This is a genomic window from Gemella massiliensis, assembly GCF_900120125.1.
Classification (GTDB): domain Bacteria; phylum Bacillota; class Bacilli; order Staphylococcales; family Gemellaceae; genus Gemella; species Gemella massiliensis.
Genome location: NZ_LT635545.1, coordinates 431,324 through 446,864, shown reverse-complemented (window position 1 = coordinate 446,864; position 15,541 = coordinate 431,324). Strand labels below are relative to the sequence as shown.

Below are 15,541 nucleotides of genomic sequence, written 5' to 3'. Positions count from 1 at the left end.
TTGGTATAATAATCAAAGAGAAATACACAAGGAGGAAACATTATTGAACGATAAAGAACTGATAGGAAAAGTTCATTCATCTATGTATCACCAATTAAAAAGAAAAGGATATGCAACAGCAGTAGATGTGCTTATGGATTTGGAAATACTTTCAAAGACCGACTATGAACTTTGGAGAAATGGAAAAGTTTTGTATTTGGAAAAAGTATGCAAGGTCAATCTTAAAAAATTGTCTACAATACTGCATGAAATGAGGGTATATGCAAAGAAAGGAAATCTAAAACCGTCGTTTTGTGTATATAAGAAATGGGCGATTAAGAAAAAGAACGGGCAAGGGAAAAAGCCGGTTATTAAACTACGGTTTAGCAAAAGTGGTTCTGAAGATATTGAAAAATGGTATGCTACTCACTTTGTAGACACGAAGAAGATAGAAAAGATAAAAGAAGAAAAACAAGTAAATAACAGTGATGATAAGCAGTAAGTCTAAAAATAGATTTGCTGCTTTTTTCATGTAAAAAGCAGGAGGAAAGATGATAAGGATAAGAAATCCCACTTAATAAAACATAAGAAAACTTAACAGTAGCGTTATGAAGCGATTGGAAAATAAAACTTTCAGTCGCTTTTTTTATTGAAAAGAAAAAGGAGAAATAAAAAACATGAAGCAGGAAATGATTAACATCAATGCCAACTTGGTTGCAGAGCCTACGTTCTCAAGTTTTGAAAAAGATGAGGAAACAGTAGAAGTTACAAACTTTACTCTTGTAAAAAAGTACGGGAAAGGGCAGAAGAAGCTTCATTAAGCAAAGAAAGCGGAAACAGTTTTCAAACAGCGATTTACACAAGAATATCAAGAGATAAAAAAGAAAAACCGAGTGATTCCATTGAAAATCAAATTGCTCTTTGTGAAAGTTATATAAAGAAAAATGACGGGCATAATTTGGTTGGAATATATAAAGACATCGCAAAGACAGGGACAGAATTTGAAAGACCTGACTTTGAAAAACTTATGGGAGAAGTAAGGACGGGAAAAGTCAACTGCATTATTGTAAAAGATCTATCCCGCTTCGGAAGAAATTATACGGAGCTTGGAAACTTCATTGAAAAGATATTTCCGTTTCTTGGAGTAAGATTTATTGCGGTTAATGACAATCTGGATACCTTTCACATGGAAGATCCCAATAAATCTCTTGAGGTAATCTTGAAGAATATTGTAAATGAAACTTATGCAAAAGACATTTCAAAGAAAATATCAACTTCCCATCAGATTAGAATTAAGCAAGGTGGATTTATTTGTGGTGCAGCTCCTTATGGCTATACAGCAAGAAAAGATGAAGATGGAGTAAGACGGTTATATATTGATGAAAATACAGCTTCCATCGTAAAAGAAATCTTTGATGCGTATTTGAAGGGATTTAGTACACTTGATATTTCAAAGTTACTGCTTGAAAAGAAAGTATATATAGCAACTGATTATAGGAAGTTTGGAAAAGCTAAAGCTGATGAAAATGAACTTATAAGAACTTGGATTCCAACAACAATATTACAAGTACTTAAAAATCGTGTATATACAGGAACACTCATTCAAGGCAGAAATCAAAAGCATTTATTTGAAGGCAAAAAGAGAGAAAGGCTTGACGAAGAACATTGGACAATAACAGAAGATGCCCATGAAGCAATTATCTCGCTTGATACATTTGAAAAGGTACAGGAGAAAATTTCCTCAAAATCTAATTCCATTAAAAATAGCAGAAAAGAAAATAAGAATGCTAAGGATGATACAGTATTTAGAGGAAAACTCTATTGTGGGATTTGTAAGAGAAAAATGAGCGTACACAGGCAAAAAAGCGGTAAGAAAACTGTATTTTATTTTAACTGTAATCGGTTCAGAGAATTTACAACAGAAAAATGCGGAACATCTATTACAGAAGCTACTCTTGTAAAAACCGTTAAAGCAGCCTTTGATACTATTCTTTTAAATAACAGTAAAAGTTATAAGGCTTATCTGAATGCTTATGACAATCTTAAAATAGAGATGGATAAGAAAAAGGAAAAAGAAATAACTGAAATTGAAAGAAAAATTTTAGGCTTTAGCAGACTTCAAAGTGAGTATTATGAAAAATATGTTTTGGGCAAGTGGAGGAAAGAAGATTTTGAAAGGGAAAAAGGACTTCTGGGTAAAAAGAAAGCAGAACTCGAAAGTCTAAAAGAAAGACAAGTTGCTATCTTTGAAAAAGAAGTATTTGAACTTGAAGAAAGGCATAAGTACCTTACAGCACTTTTTAAAGGTAAAACAAAGAAATGGGATAAAGACTTTGTAGATAGCATCATTGATAAGATCTTTATAGGGAAAGATAACACAATAGAAATCAAATTTAATTTTGAAGAAACTCCTGTGATTACTGAAAAACTCGGTAGAAAGACAAGGAGGAGCTGATATGAATACAGTAGATTTTTATTTAAGACTTTCCTTAGAAGATGACGACTTAAAAGACGAAAGTAACAGCATTACTTCCCAAAGAGAAATCTTAAAAGACTATATCAGTTCAAGAGAAGAATTTACTGGAGTGAAGATAAGAGAACATATTGATGATGGCTATACCGGAACAAATTTTAATCGTCCTGCATTTCAAAAGATGATAGGTCTTGTGAAGAAAAATGAGATAAGAACTATTCTTGTAAAGGATTTATCACGATTTGCAAGAGATTATATTGAATCCGGAGCATATATTGAGCAGATATTCCCTTTTATGCAGGTTCGTTTCATCTCTGTGAATGACAATTATGACAGTAATAACAATGAGAATGGAATCAGCAGTTTAGAAATTCCTTTTAAGAATCTTGTCTATGACTACTATTCCAAGGACATTTCACAAAAAATCAGTTCATCAGTAAGAGTAAGACAGGATAGAGGGTATTATTTCGGTTCAAAAGCACCGTATGGATATGTAAAAGATGAAAAAGACCATCATCAGCTACTTGTCGATGATAGAGTGAGAAACATCATTGAAGAAGTCTTTGAAAGATACCTTAGTGGTGAAAGTATGCTTTCCATTTCTAAAGATTTTAATCATAGAGGTGTTCTGACGCCGGCAAAACATATAGGGCTTAAAAGAGGAAGTGGAGTATGGACAGGACAGATTATTAGATATGTTTTAACACAAAGAGTTTATACAGGAGCTGTTGTTGGTGGAAAGACAAGGGTACAGGAAGTTGGTTCTGATAATAGAAAATGGGTTGATAGCAAAGACTGGATAATTAGAGAAGATATGCACGAAGCTATTATATCCAAAGAGGATTTTGACAAAGTGCAGGATATGCTAAACAGCAATACAAAACATATCAGCAGGGAGCGGAAGCATTTTCATATTCTTCAAGACAAAGTCTATTGTGGTAAGTGCTATCATAAAATGACTTATACGGTTAATTATGGAAAAACAGATGGATATTGCTGTCCCTATCGGTACAAAGTAAAAGACTGTGGCTGCATGAAAGGGAAGATAAAAGCAGAAACACTGGAAGATATTGTTTCAGAAGAGATTAAATTTTATACAGAGAGCTTTCTTGAAAAAGAACAGACAAGAAAGATTGAGCATAAAGTTATGGAAAGCATTTGTGAAAGCCTGCTTGACAGGAAGAAAAGACTGGAAGCGGAAAAGCAAAAGATTCAGGTTTCCAAAATGCAGCTTTATGAAAAGCATAAACAGGACGAAATAGATAAGGAAGCATATTTATCAAAGAAAGAAGATTTAAGCAGAAAACTTAAAAATACAGAACAGGAAATAACCATCATTACGGACAAGATAAAAGAAAATACATCTTCAGGACATAACCTTAATGTTGATAAGCTAAGAGAAGCGGTTGCAAAAGGAGAGCTTGTTTTAGACTGGATCAACGAAGTCATAGACAGGATTTATGTTTATGATAAAGACAAGGTGGAGATTATTTGGAAATTTGAGAAAGGGAATGGAAAAGATGGATAAAAAAGACGAAATTATGCTTGTAAATCAGGAATCCCTTGCAGAAAAAATTTATATCATAAGGGGACAGAAAGTAATGCTTGACTTTGAACTGGCAGAGATTTATGGGTATGAAACAAAAAGATTTAATGAGCAGGTCAAAAATAACATTGAGAAATTTGACGATGATTTCAGGTTTCAACTTACAAAAGAGGAATGGGAAAATTTGAGGTCGAAAATTTCGACCTCAAAATCGGAAACAGGTTCAGGAGGAAGAAGATACTTACCTTATGTTTTTAGTGAAGCCGGAATCTACATGCTGATGACGGTTCTTAAAGGAGAGCTTGCTGTCAAGCAGAGTAAAGCCTTAATACGTACTTTTAAGCAGATGAAAGACTATATTGTGGAAAACCAAGGCTTGATTGGACAAAGAGAATTTTTACAGCTTTCCATGCAGATAACAAGTAATGTCGTAGAAATGCAGGATTTAAGACGGGATTTAATGAATGTGGAAGATAAGGTGGCAGGATTGGTGGACAATTTAGGTAGTGTTGTGCATAAATCCGAACTGTCAGAGTTAATTCTTGACCTTAGCAATCCTCAGCTAAAATATGGATTTTTGCTTTTAAATGGAGAGCCGATTGAAGCGAACCTTGCTTATAAGGACATTTACAGCATAGCAAAAAAGAGCATTTATATTGTAGATAACTATATCGGAGTTAAGACACTGGTACTGCTGAAAGATATACCCTCATCGGTAGAAATCACTATATTTAGCGACAATGTTGGTAAAGGACTTCATACCCTTGAATACCAAGATTTTTGCAAAGAATATCCGTTTAGAAAGATAAAGTTTCAAAAATCCGGTGGAGAGTTCCATGACAGGTATATTATCATAGATTGGAATACGGATAAGCAAAGGATATACCACTGTGGAGCATCTTCCAAAGATGCAGGGCAAAGAATCACAACTATATCGGAAGTAGTTGACCAAGTAGTATATGCAGACCTAATAAACAAGCTCTTGAAAAATCCAATTTTAAAGTTAAAATAGAGTAAAAAAGTTGATTGGAAATTTGAAAAAATATGTATCCAATACTTGACACAAGGGTGGATATGTAAATACCATATTGTATTTACCCCTAAGTATAGACGAAAAATAGAATTTAATCAATACAAACGAGATATAGTAGATATAATAAAAAGGTTATGTAAGTATAAAGGAGTGGAAATAATAGAAGGACATATAATGCCAGATCATATACATTTGCTGTTATCAATACCACTAAAATATAGTGTATCAAGTTTTATGGGATATTTGAAAGGAAAAAGTTCACTGATGATATTTGATATGCATGCAAACCTGAAGTATAAGTATGGGAATAGAAAGTTTTGGGCAGAAGGATACTATGTAAGTACTGTAGGTTTGAATGAAGGTACAATAAGAAAATACATCAAAGATCAAGAAGCGCATGATATTGCAATAGATAAACTGACAACAAAAGAATATACAAAACCATTTGGAAATAAGAAAAAATAGATAAACCCGTTTGACGGGTAGCGGGCGTAAAAATACAATAGGGCTTGAACGAATGTGAAAGCCAGCGCCTTGAGGTGCGTGTTAGTAACAAAGGGTTATACCCGAAGAGAAAACCACCCCTTTTCAGGGGTGGTCATTATTTGGATAACTTAAACTAAAGCGTTAATTTCTTTTTCTAATACATCTTTAGAAATCATACCTGTAATTTTCTTATTAATTGTCCCATTACTATTAATAAAAATATGAGTTGGGAATGAACGGATATTGTAATTAATAAAAAATCTATCATTTACATCAAATAATATGGGATAATTAATACCTAACTCTTTAGCTTTCGCAAGAATAGTAGCTTTATCTTTATCACCGGGATTATCGTTTTTAAATAAACTGTCATTTGGGGACGTCATTGATAAAAACGCAAAGTCGGTTTTATCTTTAAATTTATTATAGGTGTTGATTAATTCTGGAGTTTCCTTAATACAAGGTCCGCACCAGCTTGCCCATGTATTAATATATACCTTTTTTCCTTTAAAGTTACTAAGTTTAACGGTATTGCCGTCTTTATCCATAGCGCTGAAATCAAAAGCCTGTGATTCAGTTTTTTTTGTAGTTTGAGAATTGGAACTGTTCTTGTTATCAGAATCATTATTTTTCGGATTATCAGCCGAACAACCGGTTAAAATCACCGACCCGCAAATAAGTAGAGTAAGTAAAATTTTCTTTTTCATAGTTAAACCTCCATTATAAATAGTTAGTTAAAATATCTCATAATTGTAGCGAAAGAACCGCTTAAAATTAAAATTCCGATAATAATAAGAATAGCACCCGAGATAATAGATGTGTATTTTAAAATATTATCGTTTTTCTTAAAGACCGTAAGTAATTGTGTCGCAAAAAATGCTACAAGAATAAACGGTAAAATAAATCCGAGTGAGTATACGAGAACTAAAATAATACTCATAATTCCGGTATGGCTGCTTGCGTATATGAAAACACCGGCTAAAATAGGGCCTATGCAGGGTGTCCAAGAAAAACTAAAGGTAAAGCCCATCAAAAATGCTAAGATTGGGGTAGTGTTACCTTTTTTTAGTGTCAATTTATTTTTCATCGAAAATTCTCTGTTCAAAGCGGATATTTTAAAGATACCGAGTTGCAGTAATCCCATAAAAATAATAAGAATACCGCTGATAATTTGTAGAATTTTAATATTATCATTTAAAAAGATACTAATACGACTTGTCGCAAAAGCGAGTATAAAAAATGTTGCCGAGATTCCCAAAACAAAAAATAAAGTATTAACAATAATATTACGTTTATTAAATACTAATTCACCTTGGATATTTTTTTCCTTTTTCCCGGCTAAAATCCCTATATAAATTGGTAAAATAGGAATAACACAAGGAGAAAGAAATGACAGTACACCTTCTAAAAATAAAAGAAATATCTTCAAGATAGAAGCTGAAGCTGTGAAATCATACATATATAATCCTCCATAATTTTATAATATATCATTGACCAATCAGTACAATTTACAATATTACTATATAATAAATGTTGCATGAAAGCAATAAAAGTGATTTATTTTCATAGGAACAAATTACTGTAAAGTAACGAAACACAAGCAATGTAACAGAAGATTATCACTATTATTACAAAAGTGTTACAACTATTGAAAAGGTGAAAGATATATAATACAATGTTACTACATTGGTTTGAAAAAACGTTAAGAAACTATAAATTTAGAAATTGAAAATACATTAAAGAAAATTGATAAAAGTGAATATAAGTTCACAAATATGAATTTAAGGAGATTTTAGAACAGATGGGTAAATTACATAAATTAGTAGCAACAACAGCAATAGTATCGACAGTGGCTTTCGGATTGGCACAAGTGGCTGATGCGGATACATATACAGTAAAAAAAGGTGATACACTTTGGGATATTGCTATTAACAACGGAACAACAGTTGACCAACTTATGAAAGATAACAATCTTACAAGTTCACTTATCTTTCCTGGAGATAAATTAACTTATAACGAAACTGTATCACAAGTGGCAAAAGCTAAATCACAAGGATACTACACAGTAGTTTTAGGTGATACTTTAGGTAAAATTTCTAATAAATTTGGAGTATCGGTAGATAAGTTAGTACAATTAAACAATGTTTCTAATCCAAACTTAATTTATGTTGGTGAAGTATTAAAAGTAACTGAATCAGCTCCGGCAAAAGCGGAAAATACTGTAGCGAAAACTAGTGTAGTGGAAAGCACTCCAACTAAAACTGTAGCGAAAGTTGAAGAAAAAGCGGCTGCAACTCCAAAAGCGGAAGTTAAAAAAGCAGAAGCACCAAAAGCACAAACTAAAGCAGTTGCTCAAACAACAACTAAAGCACCTGCTCCGGCAGCAACAGTGAGATCTTCTAGCAAAGGATCTGCAATTTATCAAGCGGCTTTAGCGCAATTAGGAAGATACCAAGACTGTACAATGTTGGTAACAAATGCACTTAAAGCAGTAGGAATTAATTTCCACGACTGGCCGGCTGGATACATGAAATTAGGAACAGTAGTTCCGGCATCACAAGCACAACCGGGTGACTTAATCTATTATGCTAACGGTGGAATAGGATTAGCTCATATTGCCGTATATGCAGGAAACGGTCAAGCAGTTCACGGTGGTTGGTACGGAAACCAAACAGTACTTAACACTGCAAGCGTAGGTAGTGGAGCTGTATATATCCGTGTAAGATAATATAAAGTAAAGTTCAAAGGCATCTCGAATGATATTCGAGGTGCTTTTTTAAATTTATATGGAAATTTTTCTTACAGCACTATCCAAAAACAAGATAAATACTTTTCCTATAAAATTTATAGGTTGTATAATAAATATCCGGCATGGGAAAATTTCATTTTAATATTTAATATAGAGCCTTTTATTGTAAAAAGAGGGTAAATATAAGATAAAGTTTATAAAATATACCAGCATAAATTATTATGTTTTATATGAAACAAATATGAAATTTTGATGATTAGATTGAAAATTTTAAGATAAAGTGATACGATAATACTGTTATAAATTTAAAAAGGATATATTGAAATAGTTGATAGAAACCATAATATTATGATTGGAGAAAGACTATATGAATATACTTATTATTGATAATGAAGAAATAATTTTAGACGGAATAGCAGAGTTTTTCAAAGAAGAAAATTACAATGTATTATTGGCAGAAAATGGAGAACAAGGATTAAATCTATTTAATAGTAATACTGTAGATCTAATTATTTTAGATTTGATGCTACCGAAAAAGCATGGGTTTGAAGTGTTAAAAGAAATTAGAAAAATCAGTAATATACCGGTCATAATACTAAGTGCATTAAATGATGAACAAACACAGTTAATTTGTTTTGATCTGGATGCTGATGACTATGTAATAAAACCGTTTTCTTTGGCATTACTTGAAAAAAGGGTAAAAGCATTATTAACCAGACACTATGGTATACACGATACATGGTCTTACGGTGAAACAATAGTCGATTTTACCAGTTACAACGCAACCAACGGCGGGCATGAAGTCGATATAAAACCAAAAGAATTGGATATATTGAGATTATTGCTTCGCTATCCAAATCAAGTGTTAACCAGAAGCCAGATAATAGAACACGCTTGGAGCGATACCGAAGGTATTCCGTTGGAAAGAGTGATTGATGTTTACATAAAAAATTTAAGAAAGAAATTAGTATTAGACTGCATAATAACTGTTAAGAATGTGGGGTATAAGATAAAATTATAATGAAGAATATGAAAATTTTTCCCAAGACTTTTATTTACACAATAACTATTTTAGGAAGTATATCATTGTTGGCGCATGCAATTTTTTATTGTGTATTCCCTAATGAATATCTTAAACAAGAAAAAAGAGAGATAAGAGAAAGGGCTGATGTTTTAGTTCAAAGTTTAAACGGTAAAAATATTTCCGAAGTACGAACATTTTTAGAAGCCTACTCTAAAAATATAAATTTAACGGCACATTTAAAAAGAGATATAAATGATGGAAAGTTCGAATTAACTCATGATTTGGATATAGAAAACAAGGGAGAAAATAACCAATTACTAATAGAAGAAAGATCATTAACGACAAGTGACGGCTACCGTGTTATTGTTCAAGTCGTCCTAAGTAAAGACGTTAAAGAGAAATTCACGAGAACATTACGGTTAACATTACCGGCAGTGGTCGGAATTACCTTGTTTTTCTCGATAGTATTTTCTTATTTTTATTCAAAAATATTAGTTAGACCGCTGTTATACGCTGCTGATGTAACAGAAAAAATGGAAAAATTAGACCCTAATGCCAGATTCGATATAGTTCAAAAAGATGAAATAGGAGAAGTAGGATTACATATTAATAAATTGTATGAGACATTGCTGGCTGTTATTGAAACTTTGAAAACTAAAAATAAAAATATAGAAAAACTTCAAGAACAAAAAGTTAACTTTTTGCGAAGTGCTTCTCATGAATTAAAAACGCCTTTAACCAGTTTGAAAATTATGCAGGAAAGTATGCTTTACAATATCGGAAAATATAAAAATCATAATACTTATCTTAAAAAGAGTATTTCCGTTATTGATGATATGGACAAATTGCTTAAAGAAATTTTAGAATCGTCAAAATTTCAAGAATGGACTGAAAATAAAGAAGAACTTTTTGTAAAAAAAGAGGTAGAAAATATTCTAAAAAATTATGAAGAGCTATACCTAAATAAAAAATTAAAAATTCAAAACCTACTTTGTGAAGAAAAAACCATTCTAATGAACAAACAGGCGTTTGGCAAAGTACTATCAAACATTATAGGAAATGCCGTAAAATATACCCAATTTTATGGAGAGATAAGCATACACTTACAAAATAACTATTTGGTGGTGGATAACACTTGCGAAGCACTTGAGAAAAGTGAATTGGATAATCTGTTTAAAATATTCTATCGCACCCAAGTATTTGATAATGCCAAAAACAGAGGAACGGGATTGGGTATATACATTGTTAAAAATATTTTAGAAAGCTATGAGTTGAACTATAGTTTTCTACCATATAAAGATGGTATGAGATTTAAAATAGAATTACCGATAAAATAAATCAACCGCGGGGAAACATTTTCCTAAAGTTGATTTTTTATTCTTTAATTTTGATAAAATAAAATTTTATTTTTAAATAATTTAAAAATAACGCCGTAATAATGTTTTTAATAAGTATTTTTAAAAGAAGTATAGTTAGCTTTTTCCAATATACAAAGATATTAAGGGCAACTAATAAAGCCTGAAAAATTCTTAATACTAAATATAAAATATTTTTAAACAAAACTATATTTTTAGTTAAATATTTATGCTATAATATGTTTGTTGAAATTCTAGGAAAGGACTATAAAACATTTTGTTTTAAGATGGATAATTGTTATGAATGAAAAATTATTAATGAAGACAGCATTACTTGCCGGGAAAATTCTTATGGAAAATGGAGCGGAAGTGTATCGAATAGAAGATACAATGGAGCGAATTATTCGAAAGGGTATCGGCGATCCTAGAATGGATATTTATTACACCCACGTCACTCTTTCAGGGCTTTTTGTTAGAATTGAAGATGTCGGAACTGATTTTCGTCGTGTGGAAGACAGAACATATAACCTGACCAAAACAACGGCTGTTAATACACTCTCAAGGGCATATACAGCCGGGAAAATCGGATTAACCGATATGTATAAAAGTTTAAAAATTGTTGAAAAAGAACAAAGTAAAATTCCGGAATGGTTCAAAATTTTATGTGCCGGAATTTTAAGTGGAAGTATCGTTCTTATTTTTGAAGGTAGTTGGTGGGATGTTTTTCCGGGGGGAATCGCCGGAGTTGTCGCCTACTACGTTTTTTTAAGAGTTGCAGGATATTTAAAAGCACCTTTTATTTCAGAATATATCAGTACCTTTGTAGGGGGGGCGGCGGGATACGTAACATATTTACTTTGTAACGGTGTTTCATTAAAATTTGCTATGGTCGGTGCGGTAGTTCCTCTTGTACCGGGAATTACGATTACTAATTCAATGCGTGATATTATGGCAAGACATTATTTATCGGGTATGATTAGATTCGTCGAAACGTTTTGTATTGCCTTTGCACTGGGAGCGGGAATCGTAACGGTTTACTTTATTCTTAGATTGGTAGGAGGGGAGGCATAATGTTAATGTTATTGTATCATTTTGTGTTCAGTTTTATCTCTTCGGTATCATTTGCGATTTTATGCGATGTTCCTAAAAAAACCTTAGTAACCGGTGGTGTTATCGGGGCTATAGGTTGGTGCGGATATTGGGAGATGTGGAGCCACGGTCAAAGTGTCTTTATGGCAAGTTTAGTCTGTTCATTACTATTAGCTAATATCAGCCAAATCTGCGCCATTAAATTTAAAATGCCTTTAACGGTTTACTTTATCCCGGGGCTTGTACCCGTCGTACCGGGGGTAACGATTTACGATGCTTTTAGAACATTGCTGCTTGATGAATACTCAAACTCAGCGCATATATTTTTAAACAGCTTTTACGGTGCTGTAGGTTTAGCAGTTGGGATAATTATTGCGGATTCGTTGTTTAGAGTAATAATAGGATCTTTACTACATAAAAAAGGGCGTATATAAGTCGAAAACCAACGACTTATAATAGCATGAATAAAAAATCGTTTTAGAGAGATTAAAAATATTAAAACTAAACCAAAAGGGAAGAAAATTTCAAATATTAAGCACATAACTTTTAGTTTTAAAGGTTATGTGTTTTTTGTTGAATAATACGATTTTCTTCCATTATAAAAGGTCGTAAAATTTCACACAAAAGAAAATTACTCTTATTAGCAAAATTAAAATAAATGAAAAAAGGAAAAATTCCGTTGTAAAAATGAATAGAATTATCTAAAATATAAGATAGTGAAAAAATTTTATTTTAAATTAATTTTGTTAATAATTTGATAAAAAGTGTAAATGAAAACGATTTAAAAAGGAGTTATACTAATTAAAATTGTGATTTTAGTAAAAATTTTCAAATTATTAATTAAAAGTAATTTTTTTATTACTTTATATAATTAATAGTAATAACACTGTAAAATAAGGTACTTGATTTTAAAAATAGATTAACAATTTATTATTTTGTTTTTGGTTTATTTACATAACTAACATTATTTCATATTTATTTCATATTATTAGTAGTAAAATCAAAAAATATATGGTATAATCTGTAATGGAAAATATGAAGGTAATCTAGGGAAGTAATTTATAAATAGGGTTTAAAGCATTATTTTTTATATTACTTGTGTGGGTTATCTTTTTGTTTTTTATGAGTAGTTATAATAAATACAGGAGGTATATTAAATGAAAAAATCATTTAAAAAATTATTAGTATTGTTCTAACGATACTTATGGTTGTTGGATTAGCTGCTAATTATGTAAAAGCGGAAAATTCTAATGGCGATACCGGTTATCCTAATGATGCCGTAGCTGATTCAGCAGATGGCAAATATTATTCAGCCGGAACAAGTAATCGTTTGGGTATGGTTACATCAGACGAAGAACATAAAATTGCGGAGTATTTTGGTTTTTGCTTAGCCAATGGTAAGCAATTTCCTAGGTATGATTATAATAGTGATCAATATTTTGGTAAGTATGAAAGATTAACAAAACTTAACAAGGATTCTCTTTCTAAATTTGTTAGAGATAATCATACTTATAGCCATGTTTCTACACCTGATGATCAGCTTTGGGATCTTTTTACTAAATTAGTTTATATTTATTTAAAAGATCCAACTAATATTGTAAAAAAAGCAGGTTGGAAAGATCGTGAACATGCTATATATGATTTTTGGCAATTAATTCAAAATGAAATGTGGCGTTATACTGATGGACTAAAAATTGATAATCAAGCCAATCAATACCTATTTGGAAAATATTCAAAAGAATATCAAAAAGCATTATATATATTGCGTGAAGATATGAATAAAATCACCGTGCCTATGGATAAATTTGAACTTCGTGGTTATAAACCGGAATGGCATAGTGGTAAACTTGGATATCAAGCAATTCTTACAGGGCGCTTTAGAGAAACACCGGCAAAAGAAGTACAAATTAGTAAAGTGGACTTAGCCGGAAAAGAATTGCCGGGAGCAAAAATCCAAATTAAAAAAGGTGATGAAGTAGTAGACAGTTGGACATCAACAAATGAAGTTCACAAGGTAAACTTAAAAGAAGGTGAATATACTTTCCACGAAGAAGCAGCACCTAATGATTATACTGTGGTAACTGATATTCAATTTAAAGTTGATAAAGATGGAAATGTAACAATCATTAAGAAAGAAACTAGTGATACTGCAACAACAGAGAATAATAAACTAAAAGTAACAGATCAAAAAAAAGATATTGATAAAAATGCTAAATTACAGACAACAGTAAAAGTAAATGAACAGGTTTCAACTACAACAAAATCAGTAGAAGTACCGGAAAATAAAGACGGAGTAAAAGTAGTGGATACGCTACATTATAAAGGTTTAGTTGCCGGTGAAAAATATGAAGTAAAAGGAACAATTTATGCAGTAAATGGTGACAATGAAGAAGAAGTAAAAGAAACAAAAACAGCCGAATTTACTGCAGATGCAAGTGGTCAGGGTGATTGGGATCTTGATTTCGGTAGTGTTAAAAACTTAGAAGCCGGTAAATCATATGTAGTATACGAAGAAGTAACATCAAAAGAAAATCTGGTAGATAAAGATAATAACGGCACTCCGGATGAAAAACAAACATTAGAACATAAAGATCCTAAAGATAAAGCACAGATAATGGTTATTAAACCAAAAACAGAAAAAGAAGTAGAGTTCAGTAAGGTAAATATTGCAGGTAAAGAAATTGCCGGAGCACAAATTGAAATTAAACAAGGTACTACGGTAGTGGAAAAATGGACTTCAAAAGAGAATGAAACTCATAAAGTTAAACTAACAGAAGGAACATACACATTCCATGAAGAAGCAGCACCGGAAGGATACTTAGCGGTAACAGATATAACATTTACAGTAGATAAAGACGGAAAAGTCAAAGTAACAAATGTAAATGGAAATAAGGTAGAAGCTAAGGGTAATAAATTAATTGTAACAGATAAAACAAAACCGGTAAATCCGCCACAACCACCAACACCTGGACAAAAAGAAGTGCAATTCAGTAAAGTTGACATAGCAGGAAAAGAGTTGGCAGGAGCGAAAATTAAAATCTTCAAAGAAGGACAACTGGTAGATAGTTGGACATCAACAAATGAAGTGCATAAAGTTAACCTAACAGAAGGAACATATACATTCCACGAAGAAGCAGCACCGGAAGGATACTTAGCGGTAACAGATATAACATTTACAGTAGATAAAGACGGAAAAGTCAAAGTAACAAATGTAAATGGTAATAAGGTAGAAGCTAAGGGGAATAAACTAATCGTAGCAGATAAAACAAAACCGGTAGTACCACCAACTCCAACACCTGATCAACCGAAAGAAGTACAATTCAGTAAAGTAAACTTAGGTGGAAAAGAAATTGCAGGAGCAAAAATTCAAATTCTAAAAGATGGAAAAGTAGTAGCAAGCTGGACATCAGTTGAAAACAAAACACATAAATTAAAACTGGCGGCAGGAACATACACATTCCATGAAGAAGCAGCACCGGAAGGATACTTAGCGGTAACGGATATAACATTTACAGTAGATAAAGACGGAAACGTAAAAATAACAAATGTAAATGGAAACACTGCAAAAGCAGAAGGTAATAAATTAACAGTTACCGATAAAAACAAACCGGTAACTCCGCCAGCACCGCCTATACCACCGAAAGATAAACCAAAATCAACATTACCAAATACAGGTTTAGCAGATAACGGTATGGCAGAAGTGGCAGGAGGATTGTTACTAGCCGGAGCGGCATTAGCTTATTCAAGAAGAAGAAAAGGTTGGCTCTGTGTCAAATACGGGGCATGAGAAAAAATAAGGATAAAATG

Annotated in this window: 14 protein-coding genes; 12 read left to right on the top strand and 2 right to left on the bottom strand. The window is 32.0% G+C overall.

Annotation, left to right across the window (positions count from 1 at the left end; all coding sequences use genetic code 11):
* Window positions 1–43: 43 nt before the first annotated feature.
* The 6 genes from BQ7358_RS04765 (at window position 44) to tnpA (ending at window position 5,496) form a co-directional block, all read left to right on the top strand.
* Window positions 44–481, top strand: a complete 438-nt coding sequence (locus BQ7358_RS04765) for a hypothetical protein (RefSeq protein WP_072520268.1) — start codon at window positions 44–46, stop codon at window positions 479–481.
* Window positions 482–656: 175 nt separating this feature from the next.
* The gene (locus BQ7358_RS08590) at window positions 657–800 is read left to right on the top strand and encodes a hypothetical protein (protein ID WP_456071312.1); all 144 of its coding nucleotides are present in this window, start codon (window positions 657–659) and stop codon (window positions 798–800) included.
* Window positions 801–832: 32 nt separating this feature from the next.
* On the top strand, window positions 833–2,434 hold the full coding sequence (locus BQ7358_RS04760) for a recombinase family protein (RefSeq protein WP_268762348.1): 1,602 nt from the start codon (window positions 833–835) through the stop codon (window positions 2,432–2,434).
* Window position 2,435: 1 nt separating this feature from the next.
* Window positions 2,436–3,980 (top strand): recombinase family protein, encoded by a 1,545-nt coding sequence (locus BQ7358_RS04755; RefSeq protein WP_072520267.1) that lies wholly within the window; start codon window positions 2,436–2,438, stop codon window positions 3,978–3,980.
* Window positions 3,919–5,010 (top strand): ORF6N domain-containing protein, encoded by a 1,092-nt coding sequence (locus tag BQ7358_RS04750; RefSeq protein ID WP_061115189.1) that lies wholly within the window; start codon window positions 3,919–3,921, stop codon window positions 5,008–5,010. The genes BQ7358_RS04755 and BQ7358_RS04750 overlap by 62 nt, the downstream gene beginning before the upstream one ends.
* A gap of 30 nt (window positions 5,011–5,040) precedes the next feature.
* Window positions 5,041–5,496, top strand: coding sequence for an IS200/IS605 family transposase (gene tnpA, locus BQ7358_RS04745; RefSeq protein WP_072520266.1), 456 nt, complete (start codon window positions 5,041–5,043; stop codon window positions 5,494–5,496).
* Window positions 5,497–5,645: 149 nt separating this feature from the next.
* Here the strand turns inward: tnpA and BQ7358_RS04740 are convergent, their stop codons facing one another.
* Both BQ7358_RS04740 and BQ7358_RS04735 read right to left on the bottom strand, forming a co-directional pair.
* A complete protein-coding gene (locus BQ7358_RS04740) occupies window positions 5,646–6,224 on the bottom strand; it encodes a TlpA disulfide reductase family protein (RefSeq protein ID WP_062171955.1) in 579 nt (192 codons plus the stop codon).
* A gap of 23 nt (window positions 6,225–6,247) precedes the next feature.
* Window positions 6,248–6,976 (bottom strand): cytochrome c biogenesis CcdA family protein, encoded by a 729-nt coding sequence (locus BQ7358_RS04735; protein ID WP_062171952.1) that lies wholly within the window; start codon window positions 6,974–6,976, stop codon window positions 6,248–6,250.
* A gap of 342 nt (window positions 6,977–7,318) precedes the next feature.
* On the opposite strand from BQ7358_RS04735, the gene BQ7358_RS04730 reads away from it, so the two are divergent.
* From BQ7358_RS04730 to BQ7358_RS04705, 6 genes are all read left to right on the top strand, one after another.
* Window positions 7,319–8,245 carry a LysM peptidoglycan-binding domain-containing protein gene (locus BQ7358_RS04730; RefSeq protein WP_062171949.1) on the top strand — a complete coding sequence of 309 codons (927 nt, stop codon included), beginning with the start codon at window positions 7,319–7,321 and terminating at the stop codon, window positions 8,243–8,245.
* A gap of 388 nt (window positions 8,246–8,633) precedes the next feature.
* On the top strand, window positions 8,634–9,287 hold the full coding sequence (locus tag BQ7358_RS04725; RefSeq protein WP_062171946.1) for a response regulator transcription factor: 654 nt from the start codon (window positions 8,634–8,636) through the stop codon (window positions 9,285–9,287).
* A complete protein-coding gene (locus tag BQ7358_RS04720; RefSeq protein ID WP_072520265.1) occupies window positions 9,287–10,627 on the top strand; it encodes a sensor histidine kinase in 1,341 nt (446 codons plus the stop codon). The genes BQ7358_RS04725 and BQ7358_RS04720 overlap by 1 nt, the downstream gene beginning before the upstream one ends.
* Window positions 10,628–10,945: 318 nt before the next feature.
* Entirely contained in the window at window positions 10,946–11,716 is a 771-nt protein-coding gene (locus tag BQ7358_RS04715; RefSeq protein WP_072520264.1) for a threonine/serine exporter family protein, read from the top strand.
* A complete protein-coding gene (locus BQ7358_RS04710; RefSeq protein ID WP_062171936.1) occupies window positions 11,716–12,168 on the top strand; it encodes a threonine/serine exporter family protein in 453 nt (150 codons plus the stop codon). The genes BQ7358_RS04715 and BQ7358_RS04710 overlap by 1 nt, the downstream gene beginning before the upstream one ends.
* 743 nt (window positions 12,169–12,911) lie before the next feature.
* Window positions 12,912–15,521 (top strand): thioester-forming surface-anchored protein, encoded by a 2,610-nt coding sequence (locus BQ7358_RS04705; RefSeq protein ID WP_327058535.1) that lies wholly within the window; start codon window positions 12,912–12,914, stop codon window positions 15,519–15,521.
* Window positions 15,522–15,541: the final 20 nt, after the last annotated feature.

Bases quoted from the DNA above. Each gene is read 5' to 3' on its own strand.
- BQ7358_RS04750 (WP_061115189.1), top strand. From the start codon at position 3,919: ATGATAAAGACAAGGTGGAGATTATTTGGAAATTTGAGAAAGGGAATG.
- BQ7358_RS04725 (WP_062171946.1), top strand. From the start codon at position 8,634: ATGAATATACTTATTATTGATAATGAAGAAATAATTTTAGACGGAATA.
- BQ7358_RS04740 (WP_062171955.1), bottom strand. From the start codon at position 6,224: ATGAAAAAGAAAATTTTACTTACTCTACTTATTTGCGGGTCGGTGATT.
- BQ7358_RS08590 (WP_456071312.1), top strand. From the start codon at position 657: ATGAAGCAGGAAATGATTAACATCAATGCCAACTTGGTTGCAGAGCCT.
- BQ7358_RS04715 (WP_072520264.1), top strand. From the start codon at position 10,946: ATGAATGAAAAATTATTAATGAAGACAGCATTACTTGCCGGGAAAATT.
- BQ7358_RS04730 (WP_062171949.1), top strand. From the start codon at position 7,319: ATGGGTAAATTACATAAATTAGTAGCAACAACAGCAATAGTATCGACA.
- BQ7358_RS04755 (WP_072520267.1), top strand. From the start codon at position 2,436: ATGAATACAGTAGATTTTTATTTAAGACTTTCCTTAGAAGATGACGAC.
- BQ7358_RS04735 (WP_062171952.1), bottom strand. From the start codon at position 6,976: ATGTATGATTTCACAGCTTCAGCTTCTATCTTGAAGATATTTCTTTTA.
- BQ7358_RS04720 (WP_072520265.1), top strand. From the start codon at position 9,287: ATGAAGAATATGAAAATTTTTCCCAAGACTTTTATTTACACAATAACT.
- BQ7358_RS04710 (WP_062171936.1), top strand. From the start codon at position 11,716: ATGTTAATGTTATTGTATCATTTTGTGTTCAGTTTTATCTCTTCGGTA.